This window comes from Methylocystis sp. WRRC1 (assembly GCF_020733155.1).
In the GTDB taxonomy this organism is placed as follows: Bacteria; Pseudomonadota; Alphaproteobacteria; order Rhizobiales; family Beijerinckiaceae; genus Methylocystis.
Genome location: NZ_JAJFZJ010000001.1, coordinates 3,825,475 through 3,845,491 on the forward strand (window position 1 = coordinate 3,825,475; position 20,017 = coordinate 3,845,491).

General features: G+C 65.4%; 21 protein-coding genes. 14 read left to right on the plus strand and 7 right to left on the minus strand.

Features of this window, described 5'->3' with window-relative positions; translation table 11 throughout:
- The first annotated feature begins 23 nt into the window (after window positions 1-23).
- From LG047_RS18670 to LG047_RS18685, 4 genes are all read left to right on the plus strand, one after another.
- A complete protein-coding gene (locus tag LG047_RS18670) occupies window positions 24-614 on the plus strand; it encodes an SRPBCC family protein (protein ID WP_227968166.1) in 591 nt (196 codons plus the stop codon).
- Window positions 615-619: 5 nt separating this feature from the next.
- Complete coding sequence (locus LG047_RS18675) at window positions 620-1,600, plus strand: YncE family protein (RefSeq protein ID WP_255679787.1); 981 nt, start codon at window positions 620-622, stop codon at window positions 1,598-1,600.
- Between the two features lie 103 nt (window positions 1,601-1,703).
- Window positions 1,704-2,111, plus strand: a complete 408-nt coding sequence (locus LG047_RS18680; RefSeq protein WP_036280886.1) for an NADH:ubiquinone oxidoreductase subunit NDUFA12 — start codon at window positions 1,704-1,706, stop codon at window positions 2,109-2,111.
- An 85-nt stretch (window positions 2,112-2,196) separates the two neighbouring features.
- Window positions 2,197-2,967, plus strand: a complete 771-nt coding sequence (locus LG047_RS18685; RefSeq protein WP_227968168.1) for a DUF2155 domain-containing protein — start codon at window positions 2,197-2,199, stop codon at window positions 2,965-2,967.
- On the opposite strand, the gene aat is transcribed toward LG047_RS18685, so the two are convergent.
- The 7 genes from aat to lptG form a co-directional block, all read right to left on the minus strand.
- Entirely contained in the window at window positions 2,968-3,639 is a 672-nt protein-coding gene (aat, locus tag LG047_RS18690; protein ID WP_227968172.1) for a leucyl/phenylalanyl-tRNA--protein transferase, read from the minus strand.
- Window positions 3,640-3,761: 122 nt separating this feature from the next.
- Window positions 3,762-5,120 carry an acetyl-CoA carboxylase biotin carboxylase subunit gene (accC, locus tag LG047_RS18695; protein WP_227968177.1) on the minus strand — a complete coding sequence of 453 codons (1,359 nt, stop codon included), beginning with the start codon at window positions 5,118-5,120 and terminating at the stop codon, window positions 3,762-3,764.
- Between the two features lie 7 nt (window positions 5,121-5,127).
- Window positions 5,128-5,709: an acetyl-CoA carboxylase biotin carboxyl carrier protein gene (accB, locus tag LG047_RS18700; RefSeq protein WP_227968178.1), complete on the minus strand. Its 582-nt coding sequence runs from the start codon at window positions 5,707-5,709 to the stop codon at window positions 5,128-5,130.
- Between the two features lie 18 nt (window positions 5,710-5,727).
- Window positions 5,728-6,159, minus strand: a complete 432-nt coding sequence (aroQ, locus tag LG047_RS18705) for a type II 3-dehydroquinate dehydratase (RefSeq protein WP_227968180.1) — start codon at window positions 6,157-6,159, stop codon at window positions 5,728-5,730.
- Between the two features lie 197 nt (window positions 6,160-6,356).
- Window positions 6,357-7,148, minus strand: coding sequence for a DsbA family protein (locus LG047_RS18710; protein ID WP_227968185.1), 792 nt, complete (start codon window positions 7,146-7,148; stop codon window positions 6,357-6,359).
- 88 nt (window positions 7,149-7,236) lie between these two features.
- Complete coding sequence (locus LG047_RS18715) at window positions 7,237-9,825, minus strand: LPS-assembly protein LptD (RefSeq protein WP_227968186.1); 2,589 nt, start codon at window positions 9,823-9,825, stop codon at window positions 7,237-7,239.
- Window positions 9,825-10,910 carry an LPS export ABC transporter permease LptG gene (gene lptG / locus LG047_RS18720; protein WP_036286856.1) on the minus strand — a complete coding sequence of 362 codons (1,086 nt, stop codon included), beginning with the start codon at window positions 10,908-10,910 and terminating at the stop codon, window positions 9,825-9,827. The genes LG047_RS18715 and lptG overlap by 1 nt, the downstream gene beginning before the upstream one ends.
- Before the next feature lie 372 nt (window positions 10,911-11,282).
- On the opposite strand from lptG, the gene LG047_RS18725 reads away from it, so the two are divergent.
- From LG047_RS18725 to LG047_RS18770, 10 genes are all read left to right on the plus strand, one after another.
- A complete protein-coding gene (locus tag LG047_RS18725; protein WP_227968188.1) occupies window positions 11,283-12,842 on the plus strand; it encodes a leucyl aminopeptidase in 1,560 nt (519 codons plus the stop codon).
- Between the two features lie 113 nt (window positions 12,843-12,955).
- Complete coding sequence (locus LG047_RS18730) at window positions 12,956-13,531, plus strand: hypothetical protein (RefSeq protein ID WP_227968190.1); 576 nt, start codon at window positions 12,956-12,958, stop codon at window positions 13,529-13,531.
- Between the two features lies 1 nt (window position 13,532).
- Window positions 13,533-14,012 (plus strand): DNA polymerase III subunit chi, encoded by a 480-nt coding sequence (locus LG047_RS18735; protein WP_227968191.1) that lies wholly within the window; start codon window positions 13,533-13,535, stop codon window positions 14,010-14,012.
- The gene (locus LG047_RS18740) at window positions 14,009-14,713 is read left to right on the plus strand and encodes a bifunctional 2-polyprenyl-6-hydroxyphenol methylase/3-demethylubiquinol 3-O-methyltransferase UbiG (protein ID WP_227968194.1); all 705 of its coding nucleotides are present in this window, start codon (window positions 14,009-14,011) and stop codon (window positions 14,711-14,713) included. Before LG047_RS18735 ends, LG047_RS18740 begins: the two co-directional genes overlap by 4 nt.
- Window positions 14,710-15,762, plus strand: a complete 1,053-nt coding sequence (locus LG047_RS18745; protein ID WP_227968196.1) for an ABC transporter ATP-binding protein — start codon at window positions 14,710-14,712, stop codon at window positions 15,760-15,762. The genes LG047_RS18740 and LG047_RS18745 overlap by 4 nt, the downstream gene beginning before the upstream one ends.
- On the plus strand, window positions 15,759-16,673 hold the full coding sequence (locus LG047_RS18750; protein WP_227968199.1) for an ABC transporter permease: 915 nt from the start codon (window positions 15,759-15,761) through the stop codon (window positions 16,671-16,673). The genes LG047_RS18745 and LG047_RS18750 overlap by 4 nt, the downstream gene beginning before the upstream one ends.
- Window positions 16,670-17,464 (plus strand): ABC transporter permease, encoded by a 795-nt coding sequence (locus tag LG047_RS18755; protein WP_227968200.1) that lies wholly within the window; start codon window positions 16,670-16,672, stop codon window positions 17,462-17,464. Before LG047_RS18750 ends, LG047_RS18755 begins: the two co-directional genes overlap by 4 nt.
- Before the next feature lie 28 nt (window positions 17,465-17,492).
- Window positions 17,493-18,041: a CDP-alcohol phosphatidyltransferase family protein gene (locus LG047_RS18760; protein ID WP_227968202.1), complete on the plus strand. Its 549-nt coding sequence runs from the start codon at window positions 17,493-17,495 to the stop codon at window positions 18,039-18,041.
- Window positions 18,042-18,044: 3 nt separating this feature from the next.
- Window positions 18,045-19,292: an AI-2E family transporter gene (locus LG047_RS18765; protein WP_370635063.1), complete on the plus strand. Its 1,248-nt coding sequence runs from the start codon at window positions 18,045-18,047 to the stop codon at window positions 19,290-19,292.
- Window positions 19,293-19,297: 5 nt separating this feature from the next.
- Window positions 19,298-20,002, plus strand: coding sequence for a DnaA ATPase domain-containing protein (locus LG047_RS18770; RefSeq protein WP_227968204.1), 705 nt, complete (start codon window positions 19,298-19,300; stop codon window positions 20,000-20,002).
- Window positions 20,003-20,017: the final 15 nt, after the last annotated feature.

A 20,017-nucleotide genomic window follows, 5' to 3' on the forward strand; every position in this document is an offset into this window, starting at 1 on the left:
AGGGGCCGCCGGGAGGATTTGAAATGTCCAGCCTGTCGCGCCGCGCGGCGTGTTTCGCGCTGGCGGCGTTCGTCCCTCTGGCCGCAACGGCTTTCGCCGCCGGCGCAGAGCCGCCTGTTCCGGGGCCGAATTCCTGGGCCGCGCATGGCGCGGCCCCGCTCAAATCCGTCGAAACCATCGTCATCGACGCGACCCCCGAAAAAGTCTGGGCGGTGGCAAGCGATTTTGCCCATTACGACTGGCTGCCCGGCGTCGCACGCGTCGAGGCGAGCGGCGGTAACGCGCCGGAGCAGGGCAAGCGCAGGCTCCTGTTGGCCGACGGCGGCGCGGTCGATGAGACGCTCGTGAGATGGGACCCGGAGCGCATGACGCTCGCCTGGCATCGCGACCGCGACGACGTGAAGCGCCTGCCCGCCATCAATTACATGACCCACGTGACCGTGAAGCCTGCCCCGGACGGCAAGGCGCTGGCCGAATGGAAGGGCCGGTTCTACCGTGGCCATCCCTTCAACGACCCGCCGCCGGGGCTCGACGACGACACGGCCCTGGCCGCAGTGACGGCGCTGCATCGGGCGAATCTCGCTGCGCTGAAGGCGCGGGTGGAGGGGAAGTGACGCATATGCGGCGGAAGGGGCGGGGCGGTCGTAAACGCACAGCGCTGCATGGCGTCGCGCGACTCGCTTTCGCGACGCTTCTTTGCTCCGCTCCCGCCCGCGCCGATGAAGTCTTCATCACCGCGCAGGGGGCGGACGCGCTCGAAATCATCGATATCGCGACGATGAAACCGCTGGCCCGCCTGCCAATCGGCGGCAAGCCCGCCGGAATCGCGGTGAGCCGGGACGGCGCGCGCGCTTTCGTGACCAGCCCCGAGGGCAAATTTCTCACCGTTGTGGACGCGGAGGCGCGAAAGATCGAACGACGGATCGCCGTCGCAGGGGGGCCGCTCGGCGTCGCTGCCGCAGCGGACGGCCGCCGCGTCTATGTCGCCGATCTCTATGGACGCCGACTTGTCGAGATCGATCCCGAGAAAGGCGAGACCCGCAGCGTCGGCGTCGGAGCGATGGCCTCCGGCGTGGCCGTGACGCCGGACGGCGGGACGATCCTCGTCGCCGACCGCGACGACAATGCGGTCTCGGTCATCGACGCCGCGAGCTTCACCCGCGTCGCGACGATTCCCGTCGGCAGGCATCCTTTTGGGGTCACCATCGACGCAGAAGGCGCCCGCGCCTATACGGCCAATGTCGAATCGGACGACATGAGCGTCATCGATATCGCCGCCCGCAAGGTCGTCGCGACGGCGAAGACCGGCAGCCGGCCCTATACGGTGGCGCTGGCGGGCGGGCGAATCTTCACTGCCAACCAGCATGGCGACAGCCTCAGCGTCTTTGACGCCGCGACCCTCGCGCCACTGGAAACCGTGAAAGTCGGGGAATATCCCGAAGGAATCGACGCGAGCCGCGACGGCAGGACGGTCTATGTCGCAAACTGGTTTTCAAACGAGCTCTTGGCGATCGACGCGAAGACGCTCAAGGTCGTGGGCAGGGCCGAGACCGGCGACGGTCCCCGGGCCTTCGGCGCCTTCGTCGCGGCAGGTAGATGACGCGCGACACTAGACACCGCCGCGCGGCGACGCCATAAGGAGCGCAACGCCAAGACTGGCGGCCGCAACACTGGCGGGCTGCAAGCAAGAGGCCGGAACTCTCATGTCCTATATCGTCCGTTTCTTCACCTGGTGGAACCGCGCAACCCTTTCGACGGGATTGTGGACGCTGCTCTATGGCGAGCGCGTCGGCGAGGATGAATTCGGCAACGTCTATTACCGCCGCCGCGGCGGCAAGAAGGACAAGGCGCTCGGCATCGAGCGGCGCTGGGTCATCTACAAGGGCTATTGCGAGGGTTCGGCCACGCCGCCCGGCTGGTACGGCTGGCTGCATCACACGGTGGACACGCCGCCGACCAAGGAAACCTACAAGCCGAAGGACTGGGAGCTCCCGCATCAGGAGAACCTCACCGGCACGCCGCGCGCCTATCGCCCGCCGGGATCTCAGCTGGCCACCGGCGAGCGCCCGGCGACGGGTGGCGACTATGTCGCCTGGCGCCCGGAGGGCTGAGCGCCGCCGTCCTTGGAAACGCCTTTCTTGCCTGTTTCTGTGACCTGCGTGTTCCTCAGCCCCTCGCGTGTGGCGCGGTGAATCGATGATCAAGTCTTTTCGTTTTGGCGCGGCGCTCGGCGTCGCGGGTCTCGCGCTTTCCGGCGTCGCCGTCGCCGAACCGATTCGGCATCCGACGGCGACCTTCGCCGGTCTCGACAAGACGACGGGCCGCATCATCAATTTCGACGTCGCCATCGATGAAACGGTGCAGTTCGGCGCATTGCAGGTGACGCCGCGCGTTTGCAACACCCGCCCGCAGACGGAGACGCCGCAGACCACGAGCTTCGTCGAGGTCGATGAACTGATCCTGAAACCGGAGCGCCAGGGCCGGCCGGAGGTCAAGCCCGAGCAGGCCAAGACCGACGGCAAGCAGGAGGCCAAGCGCATCTTCTCGGGCTGGATGTTTGCGGCCAGCCCCGGCCTGCACGGCGTCGAGCATCCGGTCTATGACGTGTGGCTCGTCGACTGCAAGGGCGGCAAGGAGAGCGCGCCGGCCCCGGCTGCGGCTGCCGCCGAGCCTTCCGCTGCGCCCGACGCGGCCGCTCCCGCCGCGGAAACCGGCAAGAAGCGCCGCTCGCGCAAGGTCGAGCCCGCGGCGCCCGCGCCGGTGGAGAACCAGCCGATCGGCCCCGCCGACCAGCCGCCGGCGGCCGCCGATTCCGCCGTTCCGGCGCCGGAGGCTGTTCCCGGAGAGGCGCCGGCCGAGCCCGCGCCCCCTCCAGCCCGGAAAAAGAAGAGGAAGAAGCCCGCGGCCGATGCTCCTGCCGCCGCGCCTGTCGAGCCGACCGGTGGAAATCCGCTGCTGCCCTTCTGATCAGCCGTCCTCGAGGGCGGCGAGCGCCTGCGCGCCGCTCACGCTCTGGTCTGGAGACCAGACGTAAAAATCGGCCACAACCGTCAGAGCCTCCTCGAGCGCCCGGTGATAGGCGTCGCGAGAAATCTCGATCGCGCCGAGCGAAGCGAGATGCGTGGTCATGAATTGCGTGTCGAGCAGCTGGAAGCCGCCGGCCCTGAGCCGCGCGACGAGATGCGTCAGCGCCACTTTCGAGGCGTCCCGCTCACGGTGGAACATGCTCTCGCCGAAGAACGCCCCGCGCAGCGAGACGCCATACAGGCCGCCGACGAGTCGCCCCTCGCGGCGGCATTCGACCGTATGGACGAAGCCCATATCGAACAATTCGCGATAGAGGCGGCGGATCTCCGCATTGATCCAGGTCTTTTCGCGATCCGGCGCCGGCGCGGCGCAGGCGTCGATCACCGCGTCGAAATCCCGGTCGACGGTCACCTCGAACCTGTCCGAGCGCACCGTCTTGGCCAGTGAGCGCGAGACGATGAAAGTGTCGAGCGGAAAGATCGCGCGCTTCTCGGGATCGACCCAGAAAAGCTGGTCGTCTTCGGCGCTTTCGGCCATCGGAAAAAGGCCGATGGAATAGGCGCGCAGTAGAAGGTGCGGAGTGATTGCGCTATTGGCGCCGGGTTTGGACATGACGGAAAGATAGCGCCGATCAACGGTTTTTTGCAGCCGCGGCGCTCAAACTGTCATGGCTGCCCCGCCGAAGACCTTTGTGGTCGTTCGGCGGGCATGGTCGCTTGCGGTCGCCGTGCGGTTTAGAACCCCGGCTCGATCCCGCCTGTCGCGAGGAAGTGCTCCAGCCAGTGGATGTCGTAGACGCCGTTCTGAACATCCGCGTTGCGGACGAGCGTGCGGAACAACGGCAGCGTCGTGTCGATGCCGTCGACGATGAATTCGTCGAGTGAGCGTCGCAGGCGCATAAGCGCCTCGGTGCGGTTGCGGCCGTGCACGATCAGCTTGCCGATGAGCGAGTCGTAATTCGGCGGGATGGCGTAGCCCTGATAGACGGCGGAATCCACGCGCACGCCGACGCCACCCGGCGGGTGGTAATAGGCGATGCGGCCGGGCGAGGGTCGGAAGGTCAGCGGATGCTCGGCGTTCACGCGGCATTCGATGGCGTGTCCGTAGAACCAGATGTCTTCCTGCTTCAGCGACAGCGGCGAGCCGGCGGCGACGCGGATCTGTTCGCAGACGAGGTCGACGCCCGTGATCGACTCCGTCACCGGATGCTCGACCTGAATGCGGGTGTTCATCTCGATGAAGTAGAACTCGCCGTTCTCGTAGAGAAACTCGATGGTGCCCGCGCCGGCGTATTGCAGTTCGCGCATCGCCCTGGCGCAGACCTCGCCCATTTCGCGCCGCTGCGTGTCGTTGAGCGCGGGGGATGGGCTTTCCTCGAAGACCTTCTGGTGGCGGCGCTGCAGCGAGCAGTCACGCTCGCCGAGATGGATCGCCTCGCCCTTGCCGTCGCCGAAAACCTGAAACTCGATGTGGCGCGGCTTTTCGAGATATTTCTCGATATAGACCGTGTCGTCGCCAAAGGCCGCCTTCGCCTCGGTGCGCGCGGTGGCTATGGCGATGGAGAGGTCGTGCGGATCGCGGGCGACCTTCATGCCGCGGCCGCCGCCGCCGGACGCCGCCTTCACTAGAACGGGAAAGCCGATCTTCTCGGCGACCTTGAGCGCTTCTTTCTCGCTGCGAACCGGGCCGTCGGAGCCCGGCACACAGGGGATGCCGAGCTTCTTCGCCGTGGCCTTGGCCTCGATCTTGTCGCCCATCAGCCGGATGTGCTCGGACTTCGGGCCGATGAAGGTTATGTTGTGTTCTTCGAGGATTTCCGCGAAGCGCGCGTTCTCGGAGAGAAAGCCGTAGCCGGGATGAACGGCGTCAGCGCCCGTGATCTCGCAGGCGGAGAGCAGGGAAGGAATGTTGAGATAGGAATCGCGCGCCGCGGGCGGGCCGATGCAAACCGACTCGTCGGCGAGCTTCACATGCATCGCGTCGGCGTCGGCGGTGGAGTGCACGGCGACCGTGGCGATGCCGAGCTCTTTCGCCGCGCGAAGGATGCGCAGCGCGATTTCGCCGCGGTTGGCGATGAGAATCTTGTCGAACATGCGACGCCTATTCGATCACGAGGAGAGGTTCGCCATATTCGACCGGCTGGCCGTCCTCGACGAGAATGGCGGTCACGACGCCCGCCTTCGGCGCAGTGATGTCGTTGAAGGTCTTCATCGCCTCGATGAGCAGCAGCTTGTCGCCAAGGGCGACGCGCGATCCGATCTCGATGAAGGGCTTGGCGTCCGGGTTGGGGCGGAGATAAGCAGTGCCGACCATCGGCGATTTCACCGCGTCGGCGTAATCGGCCGCGGGCTCGGGGGCGGCCGGCGCAGGCTTCGCCGCCGGGGCGGCCGCTGGCGCAGCGACCGGCGCCGCATGATAGGTTTGGGCGGCCGGCGGCGCGGCGATCGTCAATGTTGCGGGCGGCGGCGCGATCGGCGTGCGCGCGGCGCGGATGCGCAGGTCGCCCTTCTCGACCTCGAATTCAGTCAGATCGCTGCTGGAGACGAGTTCCGCGATCGTGCGAAGCAGTTCCGGGTCGACGACCGGCGCGGGGCCGGTCGGAGCCGGCGCAATGCGCGGGGCGGCTTTCGGCGCCGGGGACTTGCGCGAGGCGGTTCGAGACGTTTGAGCTTTGCGCGCCATGGGAATCTCGGGTCTTTCTCAGATGTTTTCGAGAACGGCCTCTAGGGCCAGCAGATAGGACGTCGGGCCGAAGCCCGCGATGACGCCGCGCGCCACCGGCGAGATATAGGAGTGATGCCGGAAGCTCTCGCGGGCGTGCACGTTGGAAAGATGCACCTCGATCACGGACGCGTTCGCGCCCTTGATCGCGTCATACAGGGCGATGGAGGTGTGCGTGAGCGCTCCGGCGTTCAGAATGATCGGCGCGCCGGATTGTCCTGCCTCCTGAACCCAGGTAACGAGATCGCCCTCGTGATTCGACTGCCTGAAGACGAGCGAGACGCCTCGCGCGGCGCATCGTTCCTCCAACATCGCCCGCACATCGTCGAGAGTCGCCGATCCGTAGATCGCCGGCTCGCGCTTGCCCAGAAGGTTGAGATTGGGACCGTTGAGCACATGGACGACTGTCATTGCGTTCTCGAACGATCCCACATCCTGAAAAAGCGCGACGCGGTTCTTCTCTTAGCCTTATTGCAGCCACAAAGGAAGCCCGCCGCAACACGGCTTTCGAACGAAATCGGCGAATTCGGGTTCGCCAATTTCGCACTCATTTCATATTCTGTCGCGCGGTCGGAGGGAAAATCGCGCGCACTTTTTGTAATAGCGCATCAGCAGGCGGTCTTGCCGCATTTGCGCACGTTGTCGATCTTCGTCTTGATCTGGTTGTAGGGCAGGCCGCCGACGAACGCTTCGGAGCCGACCACCCACGACGGCGTGCCGTCGAAACGCATCTGCTCGGCGAGCGCCACGACTTCCTTCAGCGCGGCCTGGGTCTCGGGCTTGGCCATGTCCTTTTCGAGCCGGTCCATGTCGGCGCCGACTTCCTTGGCGGCGGCGAGCGCCTGCTGCTTGCCGATATGGCCGCGGGTGGAGAGCAGCTTCTTGTGGAACTCCCAGAACTTCTCGGGGCTTAGCTGCTGACGCGCCGCGGTTGCGATCTGAGCCGTTTCGACCGAGTCGGGGCCGAGAATCGCGAAATCCTTCAAGACCACCCGCAGCTTGGGATCGCCCTCGATCAGCTTCGCGACGGTCGCAAGCGACTGCTTGCAGTAGCCGCAGTTGTAATCGAAGAACTCGACAAGCGTGACGTCGCCGTTCGGATTGCCGACCACGGCCTGGTTCGGCGAGTTGAACAACTTGTCTTTCTGCTCGGTGACAGCCCTCTCGCGCGAGGCGGCCTCCGCAACCTTCTGGCGCTTCTCCAGTTCTTCGATCGCCTCCTTGATGACCTCGGGATTGGTGACGAGGTAGTCGTGGACGATTTTCTCGATGACCGTTTTCTGCGCGGGGGAGAATTCGCTTGCGGCCCGCGCGGCGGGGGCCGTCAGCACGACGCCGGCGATGACGCTCGCGGCAAATATTGCGCGCGAAGCGCCGGCGAAAGAGATGGGAAGGCGCATCGAGTTCTCCTTGTCGCGTCAGAGCGCGGTTGTGCGTGGTGGCGCTTCTACCACAGCTTGAGCCCCGTGGCTGTACAAATGGCTCGGATCAGCGCGGAATGGCGGTGCGCACGCCGTCGTTCACCAGAACGGAGCCGAGGCCGTAGTTGAACCGCGCTTCGCCGAGAGTGCGGAAATTCAGGCTCACCATCACAGTCTGGTTGCGCGCCGGCAGGCCCGTATAGGACTGCGGCTGGTAAATCTGCGAATAATTGACCATGAGCGTCGTGCACTCGTCATGGTATCCGACCCCGGCTCCGAGCGCGGCCACCGAGAACAGCGGAGCGGTGCCGGTCAGGTTGATGCCCGTGAATTGCGTATAAAGCCACGGGTTTTCAGTATACCGGTTGTAGAGGTAGCGGCTCATGTCGAAGGTGACGGAGCCGGTCATGAAGTAGTTTTTGGTGATGTCGTAACGGCCCGCCGCGGACATGCCCTGTCGGCGCACGTCGAAGCCGATCGCGGGCTGCGCGGAGTAATTCGCATATTGGAGGTCGACAGAGATCGGATTCAGATTGAACGACGCGAGAAGATCGAGCCGCCGCATCTGCATGTTGTCCTTGTCGAACCGGCCTTTGGCGACAAAATTGACCCATGACGCGGGGGCGAAGGCGAGGCGGCCGACGAGGTCGGAAGTGCGCGAGTCGAGGCCCGAGTTGAGGCCGACATTAGCGGCGTCCGCCGTAGAGTAGGAGTTGTTGCCGGCGATCTGGCGGGACTGACCGAACATGGCGTTGATGAATCCGCCGTTCGCCAGCGACAGCGTCGCCTGACCGCCGTAATTCAGACGCGTGCCGGTCTCGAAGCGGTCGTAGCCGGAGAATTTGCTCCACTCAAACAGGGTCGAATCATCGAAGACGAGGCTCTGCGCGTCCATATTCACCAGCGACGGAATCGACGTCTGGTTCGGACGCGCGACGAGCTGGACGATCGGCTCGAACACGACATTGCCGAGAGGGCTGCGCGCCAGAATCGGGTAGCGCCATTCCGCGCCGACGCCGGGCAGCGCCTGGCCGCGGAAGCGGTTGTCCGACCCGTTCACGAAGAACGCCTGATTGGCGTTCGGGATCGGTGAAAAGGTGTTGGTGATCTGGTCGTAGCTGTAGATCGGATACAGACCCTGACGGTCGTAATCGAGATAGCTGCCGACGAAGCGGGCGAAGGCGAAGCCCGTCCATACGCCGCCGACCGGATCGATGGCCTTGCGTTTCCAGTTCGCGCTGATCGTGGCGTGCTGGTAATCGCCGCCGACGCCGCGCAACAGGCACTGGCTCCCGTTCTTGTCGATGAGCGGGGAATAGATCGAACAGACGTTGTAGAGGCCGTAAACGACGTCCAGGCGGCGCGGATTGATCGATTCGTAATTGGCGAGCTGGGCGGAGGTGCTCGTCACATTCGCGTCGAGTTCGACCTGGCCGCCGACGCCGCCCGTCTTCGCCGGATCGATGTCGAAAACCCGGTTGTAGTCCGTGACAGGATGGACGACGGACTGCTGCGCCTGCACGTCGTTGGGCGACAGGCCCTGGAAGTAGTAGCCGCGCATGTCGAAGAAGCTGCGCGGGCCTTGCCCGGTCAGATAGGCCGTCGACGACGTTTCACGGAAGAAGTAGTTCTGAAGCAGATAGTTGTACTGCTTGTAGTCCTGCAGGAAATAACGGTCGGACAGCGCCGTGATGTCCCAGCCCGCGCGCCAGCGGTCGTTAATCGCAAAGTCGCCGAAAGTGTGGATCGAGCCGCGCCACCTGCGGTCGCCGGCGCCGAGCGGCGGTTGCGCGAAGGCGCCGGGGTCGCCGACATGCGTGCCTTCGGCGCGGATCGTGAAGCCGCCATTGTCGAAGCGCTTACGGAATTCACCGGTCAGATAGGGGCCCTGGCGCGTGAAGACGGTCGGCGTGATCGTCAGATCGTAATCCGGCGCGATCGCCCAGAAATAGGGGACGCCGAAGCCCATGCCGAGCTGCGAGCGATAGGTGAACTGCGGCGTGAGGAAGCCGCTCTTGCGTTTGACGGACGGATCGGGCGACGACCAGAAGGGCACATAGGCGATCGGCGTGCCGAGCATCTCGAAGGACGCGTCCTCGTAGTAGATCATCTTCTCGACATTGTCGTGGATGATCCGCTTGGCGCGCACTTGCCACATGCGAGGCTTCGACGGATCGTCCTTACAGGCCTCGCAGGCCGTGTAGGTGCCCATGTCGAAGGTGGTCGTGTCGCCGGAGCGCTCGGCGCGCGGCGAGCTGAAATGGGTGTTGTCGGTGGTGTCGACCTGCAGACTGTCGACGAAGCCCTGCTTGAAGTCGTCCGTGAGGTCGAATCGCTCGGCGCGGGCGATCGTGCCGTTCGTCTCCGTCAGCTTGGCGTGACCCTCGGCGAAGACGCGCGAGGTGTTGCGGTCGTAAACGACCCGATCCGCCTCGAGCAGGCGGCCCTTGTAATAGATCTGCACGTCGCCGCGGGCCGTGACGGTGTTCTTCTTTTCGTCGTAGACCATCTCCTTGGCCTCGACGACCATGCGCGCGCCATCGCCCGTCTTCGGCGCCGCGAGCGCGGGCGACGGCAAAAGAGCGGCCGCGCCCGCGAGCGCGGAGGCGCTGGCGAGGAGAGCGGAGAGGAATCGGAGCTGGCGACGTTCAGCCATCAGCCGTCCTCCGAATACAACAGGGTGAGAGTACCCAACATGCTCCCGACAAGCGCAGGCGACCATGCGGCGACGAGCGGGCTGATGAGCCCCGCGCCGCCGAGATCCGAGAGGACTTTGGTAACGATATAAAGCACGAAGCCTGCCGCCACGCCACCCGAAAGGGTTTTGGCCACGCCGCCAAATCGAAAGAATCTTAATGAAAAACTAGCGGCTACGAGAACCATGGCGACGAGAAGTAGTGGACGCGCCAGAAGCGTCTGGAATTGCAACCTGTAGCCGGTAGAGTCGAGGCCGGCCTCGGTCGTGCGGGCGGTCATTTCCGGCAGCTCCCAGAAGGGCGTGCCCTGCGGCGGGGTGGTGGCCGCGGCGGCCTGCTCGGGTGTGAGGTCGGTCGCGAGCATATAGGAAGCCACCGGCCGGGCGGGTTCGCCCGGCGCGCTCACGATGGCTCCGTTCAGCACCCAGACGCCGGGTTCGAGCCGGGCGCTCTGGGCTTCGACGCGCTCCAGAAACCCGCCGTTCGGCGAATATATGTTGACGCTGACGAAGGTCAGCTCCGTCCCGCCTTTGGCGGTTCCCATGGCGTGCATCACGGCGAGGCCGTCGACGCCGTGCTGGCGAAGCCAGACGCCATGGTCGATGCGCAGGCTCCCCGGCACCCCGAAAAGCTCCAGCTCCATCTGGTCGGAGCGCTGCTTCATGGAGGCGGAAAGGGGATTGTAAACAGCGACTGAAAACACCCCGATGAGCAGGGCGGTCAGCACGGGCGGCGTGATGAACTGCCACACCGACATGCCGGCCGCGCGCGCCACGATCAGCTCGAGCTTGCGGGTGAGGTCGACGAAGGTCGCCATCGAGCCGAAGAGCACGGCGAAAGGCAGAATCATCTCCGCCGCGGCGGGAACCTTCATGGCGGTCATCAGCGCCACCATCCCCGCGCCGGCCTGTGGATTGTCGCTCGCCCGCCGCAGCATCTCGACGAAGACGACGACGAACATCAGGCAAAAGATCGTGAAGAAGATCGCCAGTATGGTGCGCATGAAGCGCCAGGCGAAATAGCGGGTGATGGTGACCCCGATCATGCGAGGGCCTCCGCGCCGGCGCCGGGAATCGGAAGCGTCGCGAGACGGCTCGCCGGAAGGTTCGGAGCGCAGTTTCGCGTCTTCGTCGCCATCGGCCGGGCGCCATCCTTTCCCTTGAACCATGCGCCGACGGGGCGCGTTGACTACGATGGCTAGACGCTCCGCCGCGCCGTGGCAAGCGCCGGCCGACCGCCGCGGGCGCTCCCAACACATTCATATTGCGAGCGTTGCTTTTGCGCCACGCCACTCTCTCTGCGTCCCGATCGCGGCGATTTGGCGGCGCCATTTGACCCGGCCCCGTCGGCGGGATATTGCGCGACCAATGTCCCGACGCGCCCGGCGGGCGCCCAATCTCCTTTCCACGAGGCAGCCATGACTCTCAACGCCAAATATGAGGTCCAGACCTTCGACGAGGCGGAGGCGCTGCTGCGCACGCCCGAGGACGCCGAGCGTCCCCGCACCCTGGTGGTCTTTGCCGGCTCCGAGCTGGCCATGGCGGAGCGCGTCAGGACGCTGCTGAAGGACGCCCAGGCGCAGATCGCCCGCGCCGCGGCCGCCGCGAAGTTCAAGGGCAAGTCCGGCTCGTCACTGGAGATTCTGGCGCCCATCGGCGCGCCGGCGAGCCGCCTCGTCATCATGGGCGTCGGCGTCGCCAGCGCCGACGAGGGCGAGGAAAAGGCCGAAAAGCCGGCCAAATTCGAGGACTTCCTTAACCTCGGCGGCCAGACGGCGGCGAAGGTCGGGCAGGGAGCCAGCGCGGTCATTCTCTTCGAGCTGCCGGAGACGCCGGCGGACGCCGCCGCCGCGGCGGCCCAGTTCGCGCTCGGCGGCTGGCTGCGCGCCTACAAATTCGACCAGTACAAGACGAAGAAGAAGGACGATTCCGACAAGGAGGGTCCGACCGAGGCGCATCTCGCCGTCTCCGACGCGGCTGCCGCGCGCCCGCTGATCGCCGAGGCCTCCCATACGGCCGAGGCCGTGGTGCTCGCCCGCACGCTGGTCAACGAGCCAGCCAACGTCCTGTCTCCCGCTGAATTCGCCCGTCGCGCCTCCGAGCTGATGAAGCTCGGCGTGGAGGTCGAGATCCTCGACGAGAAGACCATGGCGGAACTCGGCATGCGGGCGCTTCTCGGCGTCGGGCAGGGCTCGGAGAACGAGAGCCGCCTCGTGGTGCTGCGCTGGAACGGCGGCGCGGCGGATGCGGCGCCGATCGCCTTCGTGGGCAAGGGCGTGGTTTTCGACACCGGCGGCATCTCGATCAAGCCGGCCGCCTCGATGGAGGACATGAAGGGAGACATGGCCGGCGCCGCCGCCGTCACCGGCGCGCTGCACGCCATCGCCGCCCGCAAGGCCAAGGCCAATGTCGTCGGCGTTCTGGGTCTCGTCGAGAACATGCCCGACGGGAAGGCGCAGCGGCCGGGCGACATTGTCAGGTCCATGTCCGGCCAGACCATCGAGGTCATCAATACGGACGCCGAAGGCCGCCTCGTGCTCGCCGACGCGCTGACCTATGTCATCGAAAAGCACAAACCCGCGGCGATCGTCGATCTTGCGACGCTGACCGGCGCGATTCTGGTCGCGCTGGGGCAGGAATATGGCGGCCTCTTCTCCAACAATGACGAGCTTGCTGACCGGCTGACCAAGGCCGGGACCGCGACGGGCGAGAAGCTGTGGCGCTTCCCGATGGGGCCGGCATACGACAAGTTGATCGATTCGAAATTCGCCGACATGAAGAACACCGGCGGGCGCCACGCGGGCTCCATCACCGCCGCGCAATTCCTGAAGCGCTTCGTCGGCAAGACCCCCTGGGCGCATCTCGACATCGCCGGCACCGGCATGGGCTCGCCTGCGAGCGACATCAACCAGAGCTGGGGCGCCGGCTGGGGCGTGCGCCTGCTCGACCGGCTGGTGCGCGATTATTACGAGGGGTGAGGGCGGCGATGGCGGGCGATGCTGGTGGGGAACAGGCAGCGTCGCTGGGGTCGCGACGGAATCGCGTTACCCCTTTCGGCGAACTTGTCCTCGGCCCGCGAGGGGCGGCGCTTATGGGCAACCGGGGCGATCTGCACGACAAAGACGGTCGGATCATCCGAAAGCGGAAAAGCGGTAATCGGCGTTGGATCGCCTGCTCGCTGTCGAATGATACGGGCTGGCGTGTGCCCTTTGACAAGCCAGGTCACTACACGCCATTGTTTTTCGCCGATGAGGCGACGGCCTTCGCCGCGGGTCATCGACCGTGTTCGCAATGCCGCAATTCACATTACAGGCTTTTTCAAAACTGCTGGCGCGACGCATTTGTGTTACCGAAGGCGCCATCCGCCGACGACATGGACACCGCGCTTGAAGCAGCGCGTATCGATGCGCATGGCAATCAAATTACACGCTCGATGCCGCTCGCCGACCTGCCTGATGGCGTATTTCTAACCCTACCGGAAGATGCGAACGCGCCAGTGCTCAAGTGGGGAGAGGCGCTTTTTCCCTGGTCGCTTACGGGGTACGGCGCGCCGAAAACGGCGCAAAAGACGCGTTTCGTCACCGTCCTGACTCCCGCGCCGATCATTGAAGTTTTTCGCCATGGCTATCGGCCGGCGACCGCCATCTTGCCCGAGCGCTGTTCGTAAGATGCCCGAAATCGCCTTCTACCATCACACGAATAGCACGCTCGAGCAGACGCTGCCCGTGCTGCTGGAAAAGTCTCTGGCGCGAGGCTGGCGCGTCGTTATCCAGGCGGCGAGCGAGGCGCGCTTGCGGCGGCTCGACCAGTATTTGTGGTCCTACAGACCGGAGAGCTTTCTGCCGCACGGGACGAAGGCCGACGCTTCGCCGCAGACGCAGCCGATCTATCTCACATGCGAGGCCGACAATCCCAACGGCGCCGATGTGCGCTTTTTTGTCGAGGGAGCGCATATCGCGCCCGTGCTCGAGAGCGACGCCGCCCCGCGCGAACGCGCCGTGCTGCTCTTCTCCGGCGAGGATGAAGCCGAGCTTGCAGGCGCCCGCGCGCAATGGAAGGAACTGCGCGACGCCGGTCATACGCTCGTCTATCAGCAGCAGGACGAGAACGGCCGATGGATCGTGAAGGCGCGGGAGCCAAAAGCATGAGCGACGATTTCGCCGACCGCCGCGCGAGGGCGCGAGAAAAGCTCGACGCGATCGATCCCCACAAGCGCGAAGGCGGCGTCGCCGCCGATCCCAAACGCGTCAAATGGTTCGAGGCGGTTTACGAACTCGCGGGCGACGATCCGGCCGCCGTGCCATGGGCGGGGCTGGCGCCGCACCGGTTGCTCGCGCAATGGCTGGATGGGCGTTCGCTCGCGGGTCTTCGCGCGCTCGACGTCGGTTGCGGGCTCGGCGACAACGCCGAGGCGCTGGCGGCCGCCGGCGCGCGCGTGACGGCCTTCGATCTCGTTCCGCGCGCCGTGGAATGGGCGCGCCGGCGCTTTCCGCAAAGCGCGGTCGATTATCGCGTCGCCGATCTCTTCGAGGCGCCGCCGGAATGGCGCGGCGCCTTCGATCTCGTGCACGAACTTTACACATTGCAGGCGTTGCCGGACAGGCTGCTGCCCGACGCGGCGCGGTCGCTGGCGTCCTTTGTCGCCCCGGGAGGCGCGCTGCTCGTGATCGCCCGCGCGCGTGACGAGGCGCAAGGCATCGACGGACCACCATGGCCGCTGACGCGCGCGCAGATCGAGGCGCTCGCAATTGACGGATTACGGATCGCGTCACTCGAGGACATCGCCGCGCAGGGCGACATGGTCCGCCATTGGCGGGCGGAATTTGTCCGCGAGGAGGCGCGCGGTTGAGCGCGCCGCTGCTCGCCGTCGCCAATGCGACGAAGAGATTTGGCGCCGTCGTCGCCCTCGATGATGTGTCGCTCGACGTCGGCGCCGGTGAATTTTTCGCCCTGCTCGGGCCGTCTGGCTGCGGCAAGACGACGCTCATGCGCTGCATCGCCGGTTTCGAGACGCCGGACAGCGGCCGTCTCACGCTGAACGGCGACGATCTTGCGGGCGTGCCGCCCTATCGGCGACCTGTGAACATGATGTTCCAGTCCTATGCGCTCTTTCCGCATCTCGACGTTTTCGAAAACGTGGCCTTTGGCCTGCGTCGCAAGGGCGAGGCGCAGGAGGCGATCCGCGCGCGTGTGAATGAACTACTGGAGATGACGCAGCTGACGCCTTACGGATCGCGTCAAATCAATGCGCTTTCCGGCGGACAAAGACAGCGGGTGGCGCTCGCACGCGCGCTGGCGCCGCGCCCGAAGCTCCTGCTGCTGGATGAGCCGCTCGGCGCCCTCGATCGCAAGCTGCGCGAGGAGACCCAGTTCCAGCTCAAGGAAATCCAGCGCAGGACGAACACGAGTTTCGTCATCGTCACCCATGATCAGGACGAGGCGCTGGCGCTCGCCGACCGAATCGCGGTGATGCGCGCGGGCAGGGTGGAGCAGATCGCCTCGCCGGTCGACATATACGAGCGGCCAGCGACCCGCTTCGTCGCGGGCTTCGTCGGAGAGACGAATTTCATCGACGGGCGGATCGCGCGCGACGGCGGCGGCGCCCGTCTCGTCACGTCATTCGGAAATCTCGCGCGCGATCATTGCCCGCTGGCGGAGGACGCGCGCGCGACTCTCAGCCTTCGGCCCGAACGCATTGGCGTCTCGCGCGAAGGCGAGGGCCTTTCTGGCGTCGTCGAGGATTTCGTGTTTCGCGGGGAAAATACGCTGTTGCGTGTGCGCCTCGCGCCCGACGTCGTGCTGCGCGTCCTGGCGCATGAGGCGCGCTATGCGATCGGCGATGTGGTTCGGCTCCAGATCGCGCCCGACGCCGGCGTTCTTTTCGGGGAGGAGGCATGAGCGTGCGCCGCAAGCTTTCCGTCAGTCAGCGGCTGGCGCTCGCGGCGCCATACGTCTGGATCGCGGCCTTTTTTCTCGCGCCGATGTTGCTGATTGCGAAAATCTCCTTGTCCAATTCGGTGCTGGCGCGGCCGCCCTATGAACCGACTTTTTCGCCCTCCGACAGTATCGCTGCAATGTGGGCGAAGGCGCAGACTTTCACGCTCGACTCCTACCGCGCCCTCGCGACAGACAGTCTCTATCTCGACTCCTATCTTTCGTCGCTGACGATCGCCGCCATTGCGACATTCGTCACGCTGCTCGTCGCCTATCCTTTCGCGCTCGCCATGGCGCGCTCTGCGCAGCGCTGGCGACCTTTTCTCATCGGCCTTGCCGTGGCGCCCTTCTGGACGAGTTTCCTCATCCGGGTCTACGCATGGATCGCGCTCCTGAAAGATGAGGGCCTCATCAACAATGCGCTGATCGCGCTTGGCTTGATCGATGCGCCGATCGAGATGTTCGCCACGCGCGGCGCCGTCGTCGTTGGCATCGTATATTCGTATCTGCCCTTCATGCTGCTCCCGATCTACGCCGCGCTGGAGCAGCAGGACGCGACATTGCGCGAAGCGGCGGCCGATCTCGGCGCTTCGCCCGCGCAAGTGTTTCTGCGCGTCACCCTGCCGCTCTCGCGGGACGGCGTCATCGCCGGCGCGCTTCTCGTTTTCATTCCCGCTGTGGGAGAATTCGTCATTCCCGATCTTCTCGGCGGCTCCGACACGCTGATGATAGGCCGCACCCTCTGGAACGACTTCTTCGCCAATCACGACTGGCCGGCTGCGTCGGCCGCCGCCATCGTGCTCGTCAGCCTGCTGATCATCCCGCTGCTGCTGTGGGAGCGCGCGCGGCTGAAAGAAGAGGGGGAGAGCCAATGACGGCGACGGCCTCCCGTCTCGCGCGTCGCTCGGTTCTTCTCGCGGGCTTTGTTTTCCTTTACGCGCCGATCGCCATACTGGCGGTCATGAGCTTCAACGCCTCGCGGCTCGTCTCGGTCTGGGGCGGTTTCTCGACGAAATGGTATGTTGCGCTGCTCGAAAATGATCGGCTCATCGACTCCGCCAAAGTCAGCCTCGCAGCGGCAACATTGTCCGCGGCGGTCGCAACAACTCTTGGCCTGCTGGCCGCGATAGCTCTCGCGCGTTTCGGCGCCTTTCGCTCGCGTATGCTGTTCTTCGGCGCGATTCACGCGCCGCTGGTGTTGCCGGAGGTGGTGCTGGGCCTCGCGCTTCTGACATGTTTCGTCGCCCTCGGCGTCGGCCGCGGCTTTACGACTCTCGTCATCGGCCATGTGACCTTCACCATGTGCTTCACCACGGTCGCCATTCTCGCCGCGCTCCGCGGTTGTGATCCGACGCTGGAGGAGGCGGCGATGGATCTCGGCGCGACGCCGGTCAAGGCTTTCATCTTCGTCGCATTGCCGCAGATCGCTCCGGCGGTCGCTAGCGCCTTTCTCCTGGCGTTCACCCTCTCGCTCGACGATCTCGTCATCGCGAGCTTTGCCGCCGGTCCGGGCGCGACGACATTGCCGATGCGCATCTATTCGCAGGTGCGGCTCGGCGTGTCGCCGCAGATCAACGCGATTTCCACGCTGCTGCTCGGGCTGGTGGCCGTGGCGCTGGGGCTCTCGGCGCTCGCCATGCGCGCGGGGCGGCGGCGAGGATTGTGACGGGCCTCCGCCGCCCCACATAGCGGATATGGCTTTCAACTGGTTTGCTTCCTTACCCAATTTCATCACCATCGCCCGGCTGGTGCTTACGCCTGCCGCAATTTCCTTCATCGTCGACGAAAATTGGCGGATGGCCTTCGCGATCTTCGCAACGGCGGCGGCGTCGGACGCGCTCGACGGCTGGCTCGCGCGGACCTTCCGCCTGCAGTCGGAACTCGGCGCGATACTCGATCCGATCGCGGACAAGGCGTTGATCGTCTCTATCTATGTGTCGCTCGCCATTCTCGGGGTGTTGCCGTCCTGGCTGACGATCATGGTGGTGTCACGGGACGTGATGATAATTGGCGCGGTCGTGATCTCCTGGCTGATGTCGCGGCCGGTGAAGGTGCAGCCGCACCTCGCCTCCAAGGCCACGACGGCGGCGCAACTCGCGCTTGCGGGCGTCGTTCTCGCGGGCAAGGCCTTTGGAGCGCAATTCTTTCTGTTGGATGCGGGGCTTGTCGGGCTCGTCGCCGCATTGACCGTTGCTTCAACCGCTGTCTATCTGTGGCTGTGGTTCCAGCACATGAGGCCGTGAAGGATGGCGAAGCAGGTGGAGCTGGCGGCGAGCGGCCGTCACGGCGCGGATGAATCGGCGCATATGCCGTCGGTCGACGCTCCGGCCGAGGGGGCGACGGCCAACGGTCCGGAGGTCCGAGGCGTCAGATGGGCGGGCCTCAGTCTGGAGCGGCAACTCATGCTCTGGGGCCTCTCGTTCGTCGGGCTCGCCGCAATTCTCTATTTCCTCAGCCCCGTGCTTGCGCCTTTCGTCGCCGGCACGGCGCTCGGCTATCTGCTCGATCCCGTCGCCGACCGCATGCAGCGCTGGGGCGTCTCACGGCTCGGCGCAGCGTTGATCCTGCTTGCAGGATTCATCGCCTTCGTCGTCACGGCGCTCATCATCCTGCTGCCAATCCTGTCGCACCAGTTGGCCGGCTTCATCACCGCGCTGCCGGGCTATTTGCAGACCCTGCATGGGCTCGTCACTGAATGGAGCTCGAGTTTCACCAGCGAATATATCAACGAGTGGCTTCAGAAATACGGGTTGGGAGCGGCCGGCGCCTCTTTCGATGCGCAAAAATATTTCAATGATCTCGCCAGTCAGGGCGCCGCGCTGATCGGAGATTTCCTGAAGTCGCTCGTGTGGCGCGGCTACGCGCTGATCAATGTGGTGTCTCTCATCGTCATCACGCCGGTCGTGGCCTTTTACATGCTGCTCGACTGGGACCACATGGTCGAGATCATCGACGATCTCATTCCGCCGCGCCATCGCGACGACGTGCGGATGCTGGCGCGCGACATCGACCGTGCGCTGGCGGGTTTCGTGCGCGGCCAGTCGCTCGTCTGCCTCTTCCTCGGCGTGTGGTATGCGGTGGGCCTGTCGGCGATCGGGCTGAACTTCGGATTCCTGATTGGCGTTATCGCGGGCATCCTCAGCTTCATCCCGTATGTCGGCTCGATCACCGCCTTCGTGTTCTCCATCATCATCTCGATCGTTCAGGCATGGCCGCACATCAATCTGCCGATCGAGGCGGTGGCGATCGTCACGACCGGCCTCATCATGGACGGCTATGTGCTTTCGCCGCGTCTCGTCGGCGCCTCGGTCGGCCTGCACCCGGTGTGGATCATGTTCGCCTTGCTCGCCTTCGGCGCCCTGTTCGGCTTCACGGGTCTGATCATCGCGGTGCCGACGGCGGCGGCGCTCGGCGCCATCATGCGCTTCCTGGCCCGCCGCTACCGCGCGAGCGCGCTCTATCGCGAGCGGTCCTACGCGCACGACAGGGCCTAGGCGGGATGGTCGCCGGCGCCCGCGGTCCGGCGCAGCTTCCGCTGGAGCTGCCCGTTGAACCGCGCTTCGGTCGTGATGATTTCCTTCCCGCCGCCTGTAATAGGGCGGCGCTCGCCATGGTCGAGCGCTGGCCGGACTGGCCGGACCGCATCCTTTCGCTGATCGGTCCGCCGGGCAGCGGCAAGAGCCATTTGCTCGCCATCTGGGCCGAAGGCGCCGGGGCCTTGCGCGTCGACCCCGTGGCCTTGCCGACGCTGGAGGCGCTCAACGCGGCGGCGCCGGCGGCGATCGTGATCGACGACGTCGACCGCGTGAGGGACGAGACGGCGCTGTTCCACCTGCTCAACTTCGCTGTCGAGCATCGCGTTTTCCTTCTGATGAGCGCCAGCCGCCGGCCGCGCCCGGAGGACGTGCGGCTCCCCGACCTATTGTCACGCCTTCGTCGCGCGCCTGTGGTGGAGATCGGCGCGCCGGACGATGAACTGATGCGCGCGGTGCTTGAAAAGCTCTTTCGGGACAGGCAGTTGATAGTAGATGAGCCCGCCTTGGCCTATGTGTCGCTGCGGCTGGAGCGCTCTCTCGACGCCGCCCGCGCCCTTGTCGCGGCGCTCGACCGCGAGGCGCTGGCGCGACGTCGGCCGATAACCCGGGCGCTGGCGGCCGAGGTGATGGAGCGCTTTTCCGACCATGCGGCGGGAAGCGAAGAATAGCCGCAGGCGCAACTT